This is a genomic window from Hyunsoonleella ulvae (genome assembly GCF_016827605.1).
GTDB lineage: Bacteria > Bacteroidota > Bacteroidia > Flavobacteriales > Flavobacteriaceae > Jejuia > Jejuia ulvae.
On record NZ_JAEPJQ010000009.1, the window covers coordinates 43,165 to 61,622 of the forward strand.

At 33.9% G+C, this 18,458-nt stretch carries 16 protein-coding genes; 4 read left to right on the top strand and 12 right to left on the bottom strand.

All coding sequences use genetic code 11. The features are described 5' to 3' along the window. Positions 1 to 133: 133 nt before the first annotated feature. The 6 genes from JS605_RS16770 to JS605_RS16795 all read right to left on the bottom strand — a co-directional run bounded on the left by JS605_RS16770 (position 134) and on the right by JS605_RS16795 (position 7,046). On the bottom strand, positions 134 to 985 hold the full coding sequence (locus JS605_RS16770) for an ion transporter (protein ID WP_203258886.1): 852 nt from the start codon (positions 983 to 985) through the stop codon (positions 134 to 136). A gap of 21 nt (positions 986 to 1,006) precedes the next feature. Next, the gene (locus JS605_RS16775; protein ID WP_203258887.1) at positions 1,007 to 2,971 is read right to left on the bottom strand and encodes a DUF3857 domain-containing protein; all 1,965 of its coding nucleotides are present in this window, start codon (positions 2,969 to 2,971) and stop codon (positions 1,007 to 1,009) included. A 3-nt stretch (positions 2,972 to 2,974) separates the two neighbouring features. Continuing rightward, entirely contained in the window at positions 2,975 to 4,336 is a 1,362-nt protein-coding gene (locus tag JS605_RS16780; protein WP_203258936.1) for an exonuclease domain-containing protein, read from the bottom strand. Positions 4,337 to 4,389: 53 nt separating this feature from the next. After that, the gene (locus tag JS605_RS16785) at positions 4,390 to 5,061 is read right to left on the bottom strand and encodes a YggS family pyridoxal phosphate-dependent enzyme (protein WP_203258888.1); all 672 of its coding nucleotides are present in this window, start codon (positions 5,059 to 5,061) and stop codon (positions 4,390 to 4,392) included. Positions 5,062 to 5,111: 50 nt separating this feature from the next. Beyond that, complete coding sequence (locus JS605_RS16790; RefSeq protein ID WP_203258889.1) at positions 5,112 to 6,002, bottom strand: 3-hydroxyacyl-CoA dehydrogenase family protein; 891 nt, start codon at positions 6,000 to 6,002, stop codon at positions 5,112 to 5,114. Positions 6,003 to 6,086: 84 nt separating this feature from the next. Continuing rightward, positions 6,087 to 7,046, bottom strand: a complete 960-nt coding sequence (locus tag JS605_RS16795) for a Gfo/Idh/MocA family protein (RefSeq protein WP_203258890.1) — start codon at positions 7,044 to 7,046, stop codon at positions 6,087 to 6,089. Between the two features lie 313 nt (positions 7,047 to 7,359). On the opposite strand from JS605_RS16795, the gene JS605_RS16800 reads away from it, so the two are divergent. Further along, positions 7,360 to 8,004: a protein-L-isoaspartate(D-aspartate) O-methyltransferase gene (locus JS605_RS16800; RefSeq protein WP_203258891.1), complete on the top strand. Its 645-nt coding sequence runs from the start codon at positions 7,360 to 7,362 to the stop codon at positions 8,002 to 8,004. 74 nt (positions 8,005 to 8,078) lie between these two features. On the opposite strand, the gene JS605_RS16805 is transcribed toward JS605_RS16800, so the two are convergent. The 6 genes from JS605_RS16805 to smpB all read right to left on the bottom strand — a co-directional run bounded on the left by JS605_RS16805 (position 8,079) and on the right by smpB (position 12,632). Further along, on the bottom strand, positions 8,079 to 8,705 hold the full coding sequence (locus tag JS605_RS16805) for a methyltransferase domain-containing protein (protein ID WP_203258892.1): 627 nt from the start codon (positions 8,703 to 8,705) through the stop codon (positions 8,079 to 8,081). 9 nt (positions 8,706 to 8,714) lie between these two features. Continuing rightward, a complete protein-coding gene (locus tag JS605_RS16810) occupies positions 8,715 to 9,068 on the bottom strand; it encodes a GIY-YIG nuclease family protein (protein WP_317194163.1) in 354 nt (117 codons plus the stop codon). Between the two features lie 3 nt (positions 9,069 to 9,071). Then, complete coding sequence (locus JS605_RS16815; RefSeq protein ID WP_203258893.1) at positions 9,072 to 9,620, bottom strand: pyridoxamine 5'-phosphate oxidase family protein; 549 nt, start codon at positions 9,618 to 9,620, stop codon at positions 9,072 to 9,074. A 25-nt stretch (positions 9,621 to 9,645) separates the two neighbouring features. Continuing rightward, the gene (locus JS605_RS16820; RefSeq protein WP_203258894.1) at positions 9,646 to 11,460 is read right to left on the bottom strand and encodes a Xaa-Pro dipeptidyl-peptidase; all 1,815 of its coding nucleotides are present in this window, start codon (positions 11,458 to 11,460) and stop codon (positions 9,646 to 9,648) included. Between the two features lies 1 nt (position 11,461). After that, positions 11,462 to 12,007 (bottom strand): hypothetical protein, encoded by a 546-nt coding sequence (locus JS605_RS16825; RefSeq protein WP_203258895.1) that lies wholly within the window; start codon positions 12,005 to 12,007, stop codon positions 11,462 to 11,464. 166 nt (positions 12,008 to 12,173) lie between these two features. Next, positions 12,174 to 12,632 carry an SsrA-binding protein SmpB gene (gene smpB, locus JS605_RS16830; RefSeq protein WP_130935728.1) on the bottom strand — a complete coding sequence of 153 codons (459 nt, stop codon included), beginning with the start codon at positions 12,630 to 12,632 and terminating at the stop codon, positions 12,174 to 12,176. A gap of 171 nt (positions 12,633 to 12,803) precedes the next feature. On the opposite strand from smpB, the gene JS605_RS16835 reads away from it, so the two are divergent. From JS605_RS16835 to JS605_RS16845, 3 genes are all read left to right on the top strand, one after another. Then, positions 12,804 to 14,402: a S41 family peptidase gene (locus JS605_RS16835; protein ID WP_203258896.1), complete on the top strand. Its 1,599-nt coding sequence runs from the start codon at positions 12,804 to 12,806 to the stop codon at positions 14,400 to 14,402. Positions 14,403 to 14,551: 149 nt separating this feature from the next. Next, positions 14,552 to 15,952 carry a dihydrolipoyl dehydrogenase gene (gene lpdA, locus JS605_RS16840; protein ID WP_203258897.1) on the top strand — a complete coding sequence of 467 codons (1,401 nt, stop codon included), beginning with the start codon at positions 14,552 to 14,554 and terminating at the stop codon, positions 15,950 to 15,952. 127 nt (positions 15,953 to 16,079) lie between these two features. Then, positions 16,080 to 18,458 (top strand): TonB-dependent receptor, encoded by a 2,379-nt coding sequence (locus JS605_RS16845; protein WP_203258898.1) that lies wholly within the window; start codon positions 16,080 to 16,082, stop codon positions 18,456 to 18,458.

The following is an 18,458-nucleotide window of genomic DNA, read 5'->3' on the forward strand; positions in this document are numbered from 1 at the left end:
AAATTACTCCAAACTATGGATTTGAAAATGATTTTGGCTGATTCTTGCGCAAGGGATTGAACGGCATGTTGGAGCTCCCGACCTAAGGAGGAGCGACTAGTGAAAGCCCGACCCTTGTGGTTGCGCCCAAAAATTAAATATGTAATTTTTCTCCACAGTTATAGCAATATTCTGCACCATCCCTGTGGTCTTCAGCCAGACAGTTTTCGCAGGATTGGGAGTTTAAACGTACGAGTGGTGTTTGTGTATTGTCTTTCTTTTTGCCTAGGGCTGTATATTCTGCTGATACTATTCCAGTGGGAACTGCTATTATGCCATAACCTAAAATCATGATAAGAGCTGCTATAAACTGACCTAGCGGCGTAACTGGAGCAATATCACCAAAACCAACTGTGGTTAGGGTAACTATACACCAATACACACTTACGGGAATACTTGTAAAACCACTTTCTTCTCCTTCTATGAGATACATTAAGGTGCCAAAAATGATACATAAAATAAGCACGGCAAAAAGAAATACAGAGATTTTTGCACGACTTGATTTTATTGCTGAGGCTAATAAATTTGAAGCACCTAAATAACGTGCTAGCTTTAATATTCTAAAAATGCGTAATAATCTAAGTGCTCTTAGGGCAGCTAGGGCATGAATACCACCAAATAGGAGCGAAATATATTTTGGAATTGTGGATAGAAAATCTATTATACCATAAAAGCTAAAAATATATTTGTAAGGCTTTTTTACAGTAAGTATTCGAGCTATATATTCTATGGTAAATAAGATAGTAATAACCCATTCTGCAATGTTTAAAAAGCTATGGTATTTTTCGTCAAAGCTTTTAATGCTTTCTAACATTACAAAAATAATACTGGCTATTATTGCTATGAATAGAATAACATCAAAAACTTTTCCTGCTCTGGTATCAGCTTCATAAATGATATCATGAAGTTTATGTCTCCAGCTATTTTCAGGTTTGGTTTTACTCATATTACCAAAAATACTAAAGTTTTATGATTTCTTTTTTAGTACGATTAAGGAGTTGGTTTGGATATTTACAACTTGGTTCATTAATTCTTTTAAATAAGGATAGTAATCTGGCACATATATAGCTTTACTGAAACTTAAGCTAAATACCAAGTTTATAGTATTGCCAACTACATTTACAGCATAGTTTAAGTTACCTGTTTTGTTAGGTAAAGCTAATCTGGTGTTTTTAGGTAGTTCGGCAACTTGATAAACATCCCCTAAGTCTAAATTAAGCATATAAACATAACTGTCTTTATATCCAAAATCTATAGGATAAGTACGCTCTTGTAATTTAAATGGGTTTTCTTTAAAGTATGTAAATATAAAAGGGTTTAAATAAATGGTTTCCGAGATGTCTTCGGTTTCATAATCGATACTGTAAGTTTCAGAAAATTGAGGGCTGGTTCTTGTTGAATTCTTTATGCTATAATTAGAAACTATGATATCTTCATTTCTGTCTTCTAGTCTATCAATATAACTATCTGGGTTAGGGAAATACGATTTTCTGGAGCTTAAAGCATGATATCCTGTAGTTCTTGTATTAACAGAACCTGAAAGCTTTTCTGTATCATCAAAATGAAGTTTGAGGCTGTAAAGTGTTGATGATTTATCTTTGGGTTTGATATCAATCCATGTGCTCCCTTTTTTAAAATCAACTAGTCTCCCATACTGATTGAGGCATCTAAATGGTATTTCTCCAAAGGATAAAAACTTATCAGTTGCATCCAATAAATAAGTTTTATCATCTATAGTTGCTTGAACAATAAGGTAGTTAAAATCTGTAATTACTGGATATATTTTTGTGGCAAATCCATTGCCACGTGTGGATAGAAATACTGGCTTTACTGCAATGCCACTTTCTTTGAGTAGATTATGCAATAAAATATTAATAGATCCAACATTACCAGATTTGTTTTTTAAAATATTTCTAATTGAAACGTCTTTGAAAATATGAAAAGACTCATCCCAAGTATAGTTGGTTTGCATGTATTTATAAATGCCTTTTGCTTTTTCTAAGAGGTTAGTTTCATTCTGCAAATCTAAAGGCAACACTTCTTCAATATTGATAGATTTTTTTAATTGCTTTCCAATGTCCTTTTCTGTTCTTAATTCTTTGTCTACATCACTCCAGGTTTTCGTATAATTTACAACTCTACCATCCATTCCTTTAAAGGTTTCTAGCTCATAGTCTATTCTTGCAAGGTAATTGTCTTTTACTGTCATGTAATCTTCTTCAATGAATGCAGGGATGTCTTTCATTACATATTTCGCAATGCTACAGTCTGCACTGGCGCCGCTATACATTTCCAAGCATTTTTTCTCTACACTTATATCATTGGTTGCTAGTGATTTGCCACCAGTGAGTTTAATGTGGTAGAGCCAATTAGCAGGGATACTTGCATTATATTCACTATACTTTTTTGGGATGTCGTCTTGAAACTCCCAGCCATGGTATTTCTGCATGTATGGAGAGCTTAGTTTATAGCTATATGTAATTACAGCGCCTTCTTGAATATTGGGAAGAGTGAATTTAACTATCGTAAAATTTTCGTTATACTCTTCTCTATAAATATCCTCTGGTTTTAATTTTGTTGTTTTTACATCGCCATTTTCAAGTGTGTAGGTAGCTCCAAAAATATCATCTACTTTTTCATAATCATTGTTGTTACCTCTATATAAATAGATGGAAACATTAGCATTATCAAAACCTTCTTTGTTGAAAATTTTAATCTTACGTTTAATGTGGGTTCTTAAATCATAATCATTTCTATCAACATGACTTTTTCCGTATTCATAAAGTACTAGAGCGTTTGCAGTAGAATCTTTTTCATAAATATTTAACTTTAAATCACTTAAAGAGACTCTGTATGCAGGTGCTTTATCTGATGATTGTGAATGAGTAAAAAAACTTATGCAGAAAATTATAACAAGGAGTGAATACTTCATTTTTTAAAAAATAATTTGTTTGATTTTTTTATTACGCCTTAGGTAACTCTGGATAATATGTTGTGTATGTCTGTTATTTTGCATTGGGGTAATGATAGATTCTAGTATTTCCAAATTATTAATTTGATAGTTTAAATTAAAGAATCCAAGTCCTTGAAATACACCATTTTTAATAAGAATTGCACTTCTTTCGTCTACATCTCGCCCTTTATCTATAATAACCATATTTTTATTACTGTACCTATTTTTATCAATTAAAGTATTTACACGTTTGTTGTAATCCTCAGCCGACTCTTTGTTGACGCATGCACCATTGCAAACTTTTACCTCGTAATTAAAACAGCTAGATTTTGTTTTGTAAAGTCCTGTTAATTTTTGGCATAGGCTATATTCTTCAACAGATTTACTCATAAAACTTTTGGCACTTTGTCTGTTGCTAAATGTGGTTATAGGTTTTTTTCTAGCGTCTGCTTTATCAATTTTTAGATTAATGTAATTGTTTTCGTCTACAAAACTATAAAGCGCATGTGTAAAAATGGTACGTCTTAAAGCTCTATTTAATATGGGTTTATTGCGTTTTATTTCTTCACTTTCTTTTAGTAAAGCCACCAGTTCACTTCCAGTAGCTTCATAAGTTACTGCTGCTACTAAAGTTTGGATTTTTTTTGATTTGGGATTGGTATTTGTAAAGTGTTGGTTAATACGTTTTTTAATGTTATTGCTTTTACCAATATAGATGATTTCTCCGTCGTCTTTATGGATATAATATACTCCGGTTATAGAGGGTAATTTGGCAATGATATCTAGGTGTCTTGGCTCTAGTTGACGTTTGGGGTTAAGCCTAACAGCATCTTGTATAATCTTCTTTTCTGAATCTTTATCCAGCAACATTTTAAAAAGCTTTACTGTGGCTTGTGCATCTCCTGAAGCACGATGCCTATCAGCTACTGGTATACCAAGGGAACGCACTAATTTCCCTAAACTGTAAGATGTTTGTCCAGGAATTAAATATTTGGAAAGTTCTACCGTACAGAGTGATTTGCGCTCAAATTCAAAACCTAACCTTCTAAACTCGGTACACAAAATTCGGTAGTCAAACTGTGCATTGTGCGCAACTATAATACAATCTTCCGTGATTTCAACAATGCGTTTGGCAACCTCATAAAATTTTGGTGCATTGCGTAACATATTGTTGTTGATACCTGTTAGGTTTACCACAAAAGGTTGGATGTCCCGCTCTGGATTTACAAGACTAATAAACTGGTCAACAACTTCATGACCATCAAATTTATAGATAGCTATTTCTGTAATACCCTCTTCATTGTACTTGCCACCTGTAGTTTCTATGTCTAATACTGCGTAGATTTGTTAAAAGTTAAAAGTTAAAAGTTAAAAGTTAAAAGTATAATTTTTGTTTATTAGACGCTATAATTTCTTGAGCCAAAAATACTACTACCAACGCGAATCATGTTACTTCCGCATGCAATAGCTAGTTTGTAATCTCCACTCATGCCCATGCTTATGGTTTGTGGCTTAAAGTTAAAGGTTTCGAGAGGTTTTAAATTATCAAAAGTAGTTTTTAAACTATCAAACTCTTGTTTTATCTGAACTTTATCACTTGTAAAAGTAGCCATTCCCATGACACCAGTAACCTTAATGTTTTTTAATTCTAAAAATTCTTGGGAAGATAATATTTTTGAAACCTCATTTGTTGACATACCAAATTTAGAATCTTCTTTGGCAATCTTAATTTGAAACAGGCAATCTATAATTCTATTATGTTTTTTGGCTTGCTTGTTAATCTCTTTTAATAGCTTAAAGTTGTCTACGCCATGTATTAAATTTACAAAACTAGCCATGTATTTTACTTTGTTGCGCTGTAAATGCCCTATCATATGCCACTCTACATCCTTAGGCATTAGCTCATACTTTTCTACCATTTCTTGGACTTTGTTCTCACCAAAAACACGTTGTCCTGAATTATAGGCCTCCATTAGGGCATTAACGGGTTTGGTTTTTGAAACTGCTACTAGCGTAACCTGTTCTGGTAGTGTGGATTTTATTAGTTTTAGATTTTGCGCTATATTCATATTGCAAATGTAATACTACCTATAGTCTAAATCAAATAAGTGATACCATGTTATTTTAAAAACTGGGCAGAAACGTTCTCAGCTTTTTTACTTTTGGAATAATCGTAAAATCCTTCTCCAGATTTTACACCTAATTTACCCGCACTAACCATATTGACTAACAATGGACATGGTGCATATTTAGGGTTTTTAAATCCATCATACATTACATTTAGAATAGAAAGACATACATCTAAGCCAATAAAATCTGCCAATTGTAGTGGTCCCATAGGATGCGCCATCCCTAATTTCATAACTGTATCTATTTCGGATACACCGGCAACACCAGTATATAGCGTTTCAATGGATTCATTGAGCATTGGCATCAAAATACGGTTAGCTACAAATCCAGGATAGTCGTTAACTTCAACAGGAATTTTATTTAGAGTTTTAGAAAGTTCCATGATGGTGTTTGTAGTAACATCACTAGTGTTATAGCCTTTTATGATCTCAACAAGTTTCATTATAGGAACTGGGTTCATAAAATGCATCCCGATTACACGCTCTGGTTTTGAGGTAACTGCAGCTATTTGGGTAATTGAAATAGATGAGGTATTAGTTGCTAAGATTGTATTACCAGCGCATGCTGCGTCTAAATCTCTAAAAATCTGTAATTTTAAATTAAGATTTTCAGTGGCAGCTTCTACAACTAATTCTGTATTGGAAACGCCCTCTTTAATACTTGTAAAACAAGTAATGTTTTTTAAGGTTTTATCTTTTTCTTGAGAGGAAATTTTTTCCTTTGCAATCATACGGTCTAGATTATGGGTAATGATCTGTAGGCCTTTATCCAGAGCGGTTTTACTGATATCAATCAAATTAACTTTAAATCCGTTTTGGGCAAAAACATGGGCAATACCGTTTCCCATAGTTCCAGCACCTATTACAGCGATATGTTTCATATTATTTTCATTAGAGTTTTAATTTCACTCTAAGCATTGCCGTAAGAGTGAAATCACTACCTCATGGGAGGTTAGAAGGGGCTTTTAAAACTGATTTATAATCATATTTGCAACCCTTAAAGCTTCTGTGCCATCATGCAATGTTACAACTGGTGTGGTGTCGTTGTTAATAGCATCAGCAAAGGTTTCCAACTCCATTAAAATAGAATTTACATCAGGAATTTTAGGGTTATCAAAATAAATTTGTTTTTTTATACCTTCAGCATTTTGTAAGATCATATCAAAATCACCTGGGTTTTGTGGAGCATCTTTCATTTTAACTACTTCACATTTTTTTTCTAAAAAGTCCACTGAAATATAAGCGTCTTTTTGAAAAAATCTCCCTTTACGCATTTTCTTTAAGGATATCCTACTTGCTGTTAAATTCGCGACACAACCATTTTTAAATTCTATACGCGCATTGGCTATATCTGGTGTATCACTAATTACAGCAACACCACTTGCCGATATATGTTTTACTTCAGATTTTACTATACTCAAAATGATATCGATATCATGTATCATTAAATCCAATACCACTGGTACATCTGTTCCGCGAGGGTTGAACTCTGCCAAACGATGTGTTTCTATAAACATAGGTGTTTTAATATCGTCTTTAACCGCCAGAAATGCAGGGTTAAAACGTTCTACATGACCTACTTGTCCCTTTACTTTATGAAGTGCTACTAAGGCTCTAATGTCTTCGGCTTCGGCAACCGTATTTGTAATAGGTTTTTCAATAAAAATATGTTTGCCTTTGGTTATGGACTTTATGGCACATTCGTGGTGTGAAAGTGTGGGAGTTACTATATCTACAACGTCTACAGCGTCAATTAAATCGTCTAAGGAATCAAATAGAGTATATCCAAATTCATCGGCAACTTTTTGCGCAGTTGCGGTATCGGCATCGTAAAAACCAACTAGGTCGTATTTGTTGGATTGTTTTAAAAGTCTTAAATGAATTTTCCCCAGATGACCAGCACCTAAAACACCAGCTTTTAGCATAATTTTATCTTTGTATTGAAGCTTTTTTTAGTTTTTATTTACATTGAAAAACCATAGATTTTTCACACTTTAAAGATACTAAATTTAAATTCTGATAAAATTGTTTTTCGCTTAAAAATGTTTGTGTAATTACAAAAATAACTCCTAGCCGTATTGCGGCTAGGTTTCAATTGAAATTGTCATTTCCGAGACGTCGGAAATCTAAATAAAATGATTTCTATCATTCTAAAAGCTTAACGCTATAAATCTCTATTTTCTTTGGTAGTTCTTTTGAAGAAATTCTTTTATTTTAGCATGATTAACCTCCCAAGAATTGAAAGACACATTTAAACACCAAGGCATGCGCCAGCAATTGGTTAGCACAGTAAAAGCTAAAGGAATACAGAACGAAAAGGTATTGGAAGCTATTGGAAAAATACCAAGGCATTTATTTATGGACTCTGGGTTTTTAGACCATGCTTATCAAGATAAAGCATTTCCTATTGCTGCAGACCAAACGATTTCTCAACCTTACACAGTAGCATTTCAAACAGAATTATTACAAGTGGTTGCAGGAGATAAAATATTAGAGATAGGTACAGGAAGTGGTTACCAAACTGCGGTGTTGTGTTTATTGGGGGCTAAGGTGTATAGTATAGAGCGCCAACAAGAGCTTTTTAAAAAAACAAGCAAGTTTCTACCAAAATTAGGTTACAGGGCTAAAAAGTTAATTTTTGGAGATGGGTATAAAGGCTTACCTGAAGAAGCACCTTTTGATAGTATTATTGTAACAGCAGGAGCACCATTTGTTCCAAAACCGTTATTAAGTCAGTTAAAAGAGGACGGCGGGCGTTTAGTTATTCCTGTTGGAGACGATGTACAAGTTATGACGCTTTTTATTAGAAAAGGTCCAAAGGAATTTGAAAAGCATGAGTTGGGCGAATTTCGTTTTGTGCCTTTATTGGAGGATAGGAATTGATAATTTAGTTGTTAGTTGTTAGTTGTTAGTTGTTAGTTGTTAGTTGTTAGTTGTTAGTTGTTAGTTGTTAGTTGTTAGTGGTTGTGACTAGATGTATTCTTTTCAAAAATTCCAAATAATTCATTACTCATTCTAGGAGGAATGGAATTGTAGCATTTTTCAAAAGTTTTAATATTGAAATAAGGCTTAAAATAATTTAAGTATTCTTCTTTAGAACCACCAAACGGACGCTTTTCCATATCTTCAGTCAAAGGGAAATTAAACCAGAGACCAACTAATTTTCCGTTAGACTTTAATAGGTTGAACATTTTTTCTGCATAGGCTTTTCTCGTTTCAGGAAGAGGAGGAAATGAACAGAAAAATGTTTGTTCCAGAATTAAATCGTATTTGTTTTTATGCTCGAAAAAGTTACCATGTACTATTTTGTTAGAAGGGAAATTTGGAACTCTTTTTTGAAATGCTTCAAGTGGTGCTTTAGCAATATCTAAAATATAAACGTTTTTAAATCCATTTTTAAAAAGGTATTCAGCTTCATAGGCATTGCCTGCTCCTGGAATTAAAATGTTTAATTTTTTATTTTCAAGTTGATCTATGTATGCTTTTAATGGCGTAGAGGGCATTCCTATGTCCCAACCAGTGTTTTGTTCTTTGTAGCGTTTAGACCAGTAGTTTTCTATAGAATTTTTATTGTCTCTTTGCATAGTAAAATTTCAAGATGGTTTGTCATCCTGATCTTGTTTCAGGATCTTATAACTAATTAAATTTATCTTCCATTGCCTATGCCAGTTTTTCAATTGTTTTTCTCTTTTAATGGCATCGTTTATAAACTGAAATTCTTCAAAATATACTAGTCGTTTTAATTTATATTTAGCAGAAAAAGAATTTCCTTCTCCTGCGATATGTCTTTTCATTATATCGTCTAAACCTCCGGTTACTCCAATGTATAAAGTGCTATTAGGTCGGTTGGTTAGTATGTAAACCCAATAATTATGATAAGCACGTTTAGCCATTATTTTGATACTGGAGTATTGAGATGCTGAAATAAATTCAGCATGACAAGACACAAGTTACTTTTCAAAAATCTTTGTTTCTAAACCATCAATGCTTTTGGTATTTTTTTCTTTCCAATAATTTTCAATCCGTTCTTTGCCTTGTTTTTCTGCCCAAGCATTTAGTTGTTGACGCTCTTCTTTAAAATCCATAAACGGCACTGCAAACCCACAAGAGGTTTGTACGCTTTCAACTTTCATCTCTACAATTTGTCTCGTTCCTGGTATTTCTGGGAAATGGTTCTTGTTATTTTGAAATTCAGCATCCCTTTCGTGATATACCTTGGCACTTCCATATAGCCTAAGAATAAGTGGCTTAGCTTCAAAAGAACAAAACATTATGGTCATTCTGTTATTTTCTAATATATGTGCAGCAGTTTCATTGCCACTACCAGTTAGATTTAACCAAAGTACAGTATTTTTATCTGTAACTTTAAAACTATCGGCTAATCCTTTTGGCGATAAATTTATTCTACCATCTGCTGCTGCAGTAGCTACAAAAAATATATGTTGTGCTTCAATGAATGTTTGAAGTTTTGATGTGATTTCAGTAAAAAATTTTGCCATGTATTTTTATTTTTCAAACTGATTATTAGAATGTTTCAAGTCCGTTAACAACAGGTAAAGTAAGCTTTGTTTTATCTAAATCTATAGTTAATTCTGTACCAGGTTCTGGGTGGAGCGTATACTCTTTATCACTTGAAAAAATCATCAAACCAATTTGTTGTCCAGCTTTTATAATTTGGTCATCTGGCTGTAAATCAAAACTAACGGAGTAAAATTTACCGGGTTTTAAAGGTTTGCTTTTGGTCAACGATTTATAGTTTTGGGGATCTGCCCACCCGCGTGTGATAATATTATCTGTTAGTTTAGTACCTCTGCCATTATTCCATGGTAAAGAGACTAACCAAACGGATAGATTTACAGCTGGTTTACTACTAGACAGCGTTACTGTAATTTTTGGTACGCCTGATATATGAACATCTTTGCTAAGCTTAGGCGTAACATAAAGTAACCTGTGTGTTGTTATTTCTGCTTTTGCCAATGTGTTGCCACTAAAAGAATAATTATCAATTAAGGTTTCTGTATGTTGCAGCTCAGGAGTTGTTAGTGTTAAACCTCCAGCTTTTGGAGCCCCTGAAGTAAGATGTAGTGTTACGTTTTTAGATTTTGGGTTTGGGTAATCTGCATAAGGAGTTGGGTTTTTTACATTATCATTTTCACGAACAATGAATGCTTTGTTTGGTTCATTTTCAATGCCGTTATCAATACCATGTAAGTAATGTGTAAACCATTTGTTCATCATAGATATGGGAGGAGGGCCTCCATGTCCGTATTGATGGTAATAAATAGCAGTTTCCAATCCCATTTCCTTAGCCTTTTTATATATTCTGTAACTATGTTCTGGCATCACATTCCAATCGTTAAACCCGTGAGACATTAACATGGCGGCTTTCATGGGAGCCATATCATTTAAATAATCTCTTCCAGCCCAAAAATCGTTGTAATCTCCAGTAATCCTGTCCATACCGTTTTTCATTTCGGTATCTCTTACTCTTTTATTGTTTGAGGCGCGTTTTGCTTCATCGCCACTATGGATATAATCGTATAATACATCAATGTCTTCACCAAGATAACCGCCTGGAGAACGTACTAAACCATTACTTCTATAATAATGATAATAGGAAGTGTTTGGTGCTACAGGGATTATAACTTCTAATCCGTCAACTCCAGTAGTTGCAGCAGCAAGCGGTATAGTACCGTTATAGGATGTTCCTGTCATACCCACTTTGCCAGTACTCCAAAAGGCTTTCGCTTCTTCATTACCATAAGGTTCTGTGTAACCTTTAGCACGACCATTTAGCCAGTCGATTACCGCTTTAGGTGCCAAAGATTCGTTATCGCCACCAACTGTTGGGGAACCCTGAGATAGCCCTGTACCGGGAGATGAGGAATGTACAACAATATAACCTCTTGGCACCCAGGTTTTAATTTGTGAATTTGATATTATTGGGCGTTTGCCAAGGCGTGTTACTTCAGGGTGTACACGTTCGGGTCCCATTTCTCCCAATTCATGTTTTACATCCCAAAATACACCATCTATATCAGGTGCAACGCCTGCATAATATGGACTCGACTCATAAATTACGGGTAGTTTTAAACCTTCGGTATCGGTTTGGTAGGGACGTGTTACATCTACATGCATTCTATCTAGTTTGCCATCGCCGTCAGAATCAAATTCTGTTTCAACAAATACATCATGTCTAATCCATTGTTCAGGTGTATTAAAAGCTTCAACTATTTGAGCTTCTCCATCTTTGAAAACTGGTTTTGATTCTTGAGCTATTACTGTATAAGCTAGAATAAAAGCCAATACACTAAAACTGTATCTTGATAAATTTTTCATATTACTTCTTTATTGGAAGGTATTTTTTAGGAATTAAATTGTCTTCAGTTTCTTGAGCCCAAAAAATGTTTGCAATCCACCAACGGTTTTCATCGTTTATAAGCTGAATGCTATTTATACCACGCATAAAGGGTTCCTTGTCATCTTTACTATGATAGCATTCGTAAGTGCTAAACACATGGGCTATATTTCCAAAGGTATTTACTTTTCTATTGATTTCTTTTTCAATAAAACCATTCATTTTTAACCACTTTTTAGAATTGTTAATGTAATCTTGAGGGGTTAAATACTTGGCTTTATATACATCATCCTGATTCATGCCAGTAGGAATTAATTTTGCCCCCGGATAGAACAAAAATTTAAATTGTTTCCAATTGCGTTCTTCTTCCTTTTCAGCAGAAATAACTTGGTAAAGTGTTTTTATGGTTTTATCAAGTGTGCGTACTTTAGAACTGTCTATTACAAATTCTTTTTTTTCAGATGTTTTCTGTGCTTGTATTGCAATTGTAAAACAGCACAATGAAACTACTATTAATACTTTTTTCATCTTTTAGTCTATATGAAATACGATGCAAAATAATGAATTACTTACCCACAAAAGGTTAACGCCATCATAAAATTATTGTACTAAAAAGTTCTTGTGGATTCAGATAAGGTAAATTCGTAATGATAGTGTAGTAATGTTGAATTTAATGCATTAAAATGGTAAATGCTTACTTGTATATTTTTTTAATTCTATCAAGGTTACGCTTATTGTCACGATCTTTTATGGTTTCACGTTTATCGTATAGTTTTTTTCCTCGGGCTAGGGCAATATCGAGTTTAGCTAAGCCTTTATCATTAATAAATAAACGTAATGGTATAATGGTGAGCCCAGAGTTTTTAACTTCTTTTTCTAGTTTTTTTAGCTCACGCTTATTTAAAAGTAGTTTTCTTGTAGCTTTAGGTTTATGGTTATAGTAGTTGCCAAAGGCATACTCTTCAACAGTCATGTTTACTACAAAAAGTTCTCCACGCTCATTAAACTCACAGAAACTTTCTGCAATAGAAGCCTTGCCACTTCTTATAGATTTTATTTCGGTACCGGTTAACACAATGCCAGCAGTATATTTATCCAATATCTCATATTGAAAACGTGCTTTTCTATTCAGTATGTTTACCGTTTTTTGCATGGGAGCAAAACTACATAAATTCCCGTAAAGCAAGCCCGTTAATGTATTACTTTATATTATAAACCTCTAAATCAGGGTAAGGGTTGAGATGTAAAAAACGTTAAATAAAGACTAATCGTTTTTTTAATCCATGTAAATGCTAGTATTTTAGCATAATAGCGTTTATTTAATATGAAGAGATTTTTACAAGTAATTGTTTTGGCTACAATTGTGTCATCCTGTGCAAGTATTAAAAAGCACAACGTACAGATTACCAAATTACATGCGGTTGATGATTTAAAAGAAGATGTAGATAAATTGTATCATCAATTAAAAAAGCATCATCCAAAGTTATATCAATACACACCAAAAGACATCATGGAATTTAAATTTGATAGCTTAAAAACATCTATCAAAATACCCATGAACTCTCGTGATTTTTATAAAAAACTAGCTCCAGTTTTAACTAATGTTAGGCAAGGACATGTATCCATCCGTCCACAAGGGAAGCAGTTTACAAGAAAAGAACGTAAGGTTTTAAAAGAGAAGAAATTTGAGTTTTACGATTTGGATTTTGATTACAGAGATAGCAAGCTTTATGTTAAACGTACTATTGGTAAAGATTCAACTTTTGTCGGAGCAGAAGTTTTAAATATAGCAGGAGAATCTGCACCAGAATTAGTTGAAACGTATAAAACACGTTTTGCTTCAGATGGATTTAATACCACACTTTTTGATAGGTTTGTAAGCAAAGGTTTTAAGGCTTTTTATGTAAGGGATAAAGGGTTTTTAGATAGCTTGAAAGTGACGTTTAAAACCAAAGATTCTACCTTTTCTAAGGTATTTAAGCGTGTACCAAAAAAGAAAAAGAAAAATACAGATTCTACATCGACGCAAAAAGATAGTATCAAAGTACCTAAACCTAAAAAGCTCACTAAGCAGGAAAAGGATAGTTTAAAAGCAGCTGCTAAAAAAAGAAAAGCATTCAATAAAAAACATGGGTACATTGCAAGAACAAAGGAGTATACCAGAAATTTTAAGTTTATTGGAGAAGATAGCACTGTTGCTTACATGAAAATACGAGGATTTTCAAATGGGAATTACAAGAAGTTTTACGAGGAGAGTTTTAAAAAAATAGATTCAGCTAGGGCAAAACACTTCATTTTAGATTTGCGTGATAATGGTGGCGGGCGTATTGCAGAAATAGAGCGTTTATATTCTTACTTAACCGATAAGGAATTTCAATTTATTACAGAAAGTGAAGTAAATAGTAGACTTCCTGTTTTAAAATCAATAATGAGTAATACTACGCCAACGGGGCTTAAGGTACTATCTGGTGTATTCTCTCCTATTTTAATTGTACAGAACCTACTTAGGGTAAAAAAGAAAGATGATAAATTGTATTATAAATTTAAATATGCTAAACCAGAAGAACCCAACCCATTAAACTTTAAAGGAAAAGTATATGTGTTAATTAATGGTAATTCATTTTCTGCCTCTTCCATAATTTCAACAAATTTACATGCTACAAAACGAGCTACTTTTGTAGGAGAGGAAACAGGTGGGGCATATAATGGTACCGTAGCAGGGTTTTACAAACTCTACGAATTACCCAACTCTAAATTGATTGCTAGAATTGGGTTAATGCAAATTGAAGCGCCTTATAAACAGAATCCCGATGGTTATGGCATAAAACCAGATATTGAAATCTTACCTACAGTTGAAGATGTGCAACAGCAGAAAGATCCTGAATTGGATTGGATACTTCAAGATATAGAAAAAAATAGGTAGATAGTAACTGTCATTGTGTTTTTGTTAAAATATGAGATGAAAATTTAACGTATCGTATTTCTACTTTGATAACACCTTTTTTTTATGGTGTAAATGTAAAACATTCGTATTTTTGATATCCGTTTTAAATTAATATTCAAAAAATTTTTATGAATTCATATGATGTAGCCGTAATAGGTTCAGGACCAGGAGGGTATGTGGCAGCGATTCGTTGCGCACAATTAGGCATGAAAACTGCAATTATCGAAAAATACAGTACACTTGGTGGTACTTGTTTAAATGTAGGTTGTATACCTAGTAAGGCGCTTTTAGATTCTTCGCACCACTACGAAGACGCTATTAAACATTTTGAGGAACACGGTATTGAAATTCCTGGAGACGTAAAAGTGAATTTAGAAAAGATGATTGCACGAAAGCAGTCTGTAGTAGATCAAACTACTGGAGGTATTGATTTCTTAATGAAGAAGAATGAGATTGATGTGTATCACGGTTTAGGGAGTTTTAAAGATGCTACCCATATTAAGATAGAGGGCGAGGAAACCACTGAGATTGAAGCTAAAAAAACAATTATAGCTACAGGGAGTAAGCCGTCTACATTACCATTTATTGAAATTGATAAGGAGCGTATCATTACATCAACAGAAGCTTTAAAACTTAAAGAAATTCCAAAACATCTTATTATCATTGGTGGAGGTGTAATAGGATTAGAATTAGGGCAAGTATATAAAAGACTTGGTGCTGAAGTTACTGTAGTTGAGTATATGGATAGAATAATTCCAACTATGGATGCAGGACTTTCTAAGGAATTGAATAAAGTATTCAAGAAGGCAAAATTCAAAATGCAAGTGTCTCACAAGGTAAAATCTGTGGAGCGCAAGGGCGATGAGGTTATTGTAAAAGCAGATAATAAAAAAGGAGAAGAAGTAGAATTTAAAGGCGATTACTGTTTGGTTTCTGTTGGACGTCGTCCATACACAAGTGGATTAAATGCTGAAGCTGCAGGTGTGAAGTTGGATGATAGAGGTAGAGTAGAGGTAGATGCCCATTTACAAACATCCGCATCTAATATTTACGCCATTGGCGATGTAGTTAAAGGCGCCATGTTAGCACATAAGGCAGAAGAAGAAGGTGTGTTTGTAGCTGAAACCATTGCAGGACAAAAACCACATATAGATTATAATTTAATTCCTGGAGTAGTATATACATGGCCAGAAGTAGCAGCTGTTGGAAAAACAGAGGAGGAACTTAAAGAAGCAGGTATTGCTTATAAATCAGGTTCTTTCCCAATGCGAGCCTTAGGTAGAAGTCGTGCTAGTATGGATTTAGATGGGTTTGTAAAGATTTTAGCAGATAAAACTACTGATGAAATTTTAGGGGTACACATGATAGGTGCCAGAGCTGCAGATATGATAGCAGAAGCAGTAGTAGCTATGGAATATCGTGCTAGTGCTGAAGACATATCTCGTATGTCTCATGCGCATCCAACGTTTACTGAAGCCATTAAAGAAGCAGCTTTAGCAGCTACTGAAGATAGGGCGTTGCATATATAAAGTTGTTTACAATTTTGATTTATAAAGACGAACTAAATTTAGTTCGTCTTTTTTTGTTTAATAATTTAACATTTTATTCAAACAAAATAAATGTTATTGTGTAATTTTGTGACTTATAAATTGTTTTATGGTGTACCCAAAACTATTGTGTTTTCAAATCGTACTGTTATTTTCAGTATTACTCTCAGCTCAAAATAAGCATACCGTTAGTGGTACAATTACAGATGTTTCAAATGGGGAAACGCTTTTTGGTGCTTCGGTATTTTTAGAAGGTACAACAATAGGGACAATAACAAATGAGTATGGATTTTATTCTATAACGGCAGAAGCAGGCGAATATAATCTCATAGTATCTTATGTGGGGTATGCCACTTCTAATAAGAAAATCAATTTAAACAACAATCAAAGTATAGATTTTGAAATAGCAGAAGCTTCAACAGAATTAGAAGAAGTGCTTATTGTGGCTGAGGAATCAGAGCGTCTTGATATTAAGTCGCCGCAGATGAGTGTTTCTAAACTAAAAGTAAGTACTATTAAGCAGATGCCAGTGGTTTTGGGAGAGGTAGACATTATAAAATCTATACAATTGTTACCAGGAGTTACAAGTGGTGCTGAAGGTTCTGCAGGATTTAATGTACGAGGAGGAGCTGCCGATCAAAATTTGGTGCTTTTAGATGAAGCAATCATATACAACACCTCACATTTATTTGGATTCTTCTCGGTGTTTAACGCAGATGCTATAAAAGATGTAAAACTTTATAAGGGAGGTATTCCGGCACGTTTTGGTGGCCGTGTGTCCTCTGTCTTGGATGTGCGTCAAAAAGATGGCAATAGTAAGAATTTTGAGCTTAATGGAGGTATTGGTTTAATATCTAGTAGGCTTTCAGCCGAAGGCCCTGTATTTAATGACAAAGGCTCTTTTTTAGTAGCGGGCAGAGGATCTTATGCACATTTGTTTCTGCAAGCCTCTGGAGAAGATAATTCAGCCTATTTTTATGATTTAAATTTAAAAACAAATTACAATATCGATAAAAAAAATAAGTTGTTTTTATCAGGTTATTTCGGGAGGGATGAATTCAATTTTGGAGCTAATTTTAATAGTGGTTATGGTAATGCTTCAGGTAATTTAAGGTGGAACCATATTTTTAGTGACAAAGTGTTTTCCAACTTATCATTTGTATATAGTGACTACGATTATATACTAGATTTTAAATCTTTTGAGTTTGATTGGATTTCAGAAATTACCAATTATAATATCAAGTACGATATAAGTTACTATCAAAGTAATGATTTGCAACTAGATTTTGGTTTTAGTGCCATTTACTATGATTTTAACCCAGGAGAAATTAACCCTACTTCAGAGACCTCATCAATTAACCCTCTGCTACTAGACCAAAAACGAGCCTTTGAAAATGGAATATACGCAAGTGCGGAATACAAGTTTTCAGATAAATTAACAGTTACTGCAGGTTTACGCTATAGTTATTTTATAAGGCAAGGTGGACAACCTTTAACAGAATATGAAAATGGATTGCCAATTGTTTACAACCAAGCTCTTGGTGTATACGAAGAAGGGAATGCAATAGGAGAAACGAATTTTGCAAGGAATGAGACTATAAAAACCTTTGGAAACTTAGAGCCTCGTTTAGCTTTAGCGTATCAATTAAACGAAACATCGTCGGTTAAAGCTGGGTACAGCCATACAGCACAATACATACATTTATTATCTAACACGTTATCCGTTACCCCGCTGGATGTTTGGACACCAAGTGGACGTTTTATAAAACCACAACTGTCAGATCAATATGCCATTGGGTATTTTAAGAACTTTAACGATAAAGAATACTCATTAGAGGTGGAGGCCTATTATAAAACCGTGGATAACAGAATCGATTATGTTGATGGCTCAGATTTAATTGGACAAAATACGATAGAGACTGAAATTTTAAATGGAGAATTAAGGGCTTATGGTCTAGAGTTTCTTGTAAGAAAAACAAAAGGGGATTTTAAAGGATGGTTGGCTTACACGATCTCAAAAGCAGAACAACGAACTCCTGGAGGTGCTGCCGGCGGACCTGGAATTAATAATGGTAATTGGTATTATGCTGCTCAAGATAGAACACATGATGTATCTATAACAGGGAGCTATAAATTAAATGATAAATGGAATTTTGGTGCCAATTTAATTTATCAAACAGGACGTCCAGTAACCTATCCAGATGGTCAATATACTTATGAAGGTTTAAATATTGCAAATTTTTCAGATAGAAACGCAAGTAGGCTAACCGATTACCATCGTATTGATGTTTCGGCTACTTACAAACCAAATAGAAAACCAGATAAAAGATGGAAAGGCGAGTGGGTGTTTGGTATTTATAACATCTATAATCGCAGAAATGCAGCTTCAATTTCCTTTGGACAAAATAGAGAAACTGGTGCTAATGAGGCTACTAGAACCGCTATTTTTGGTGTAGTGCCTTCAGTATCATATAATTTTAAATTTTAA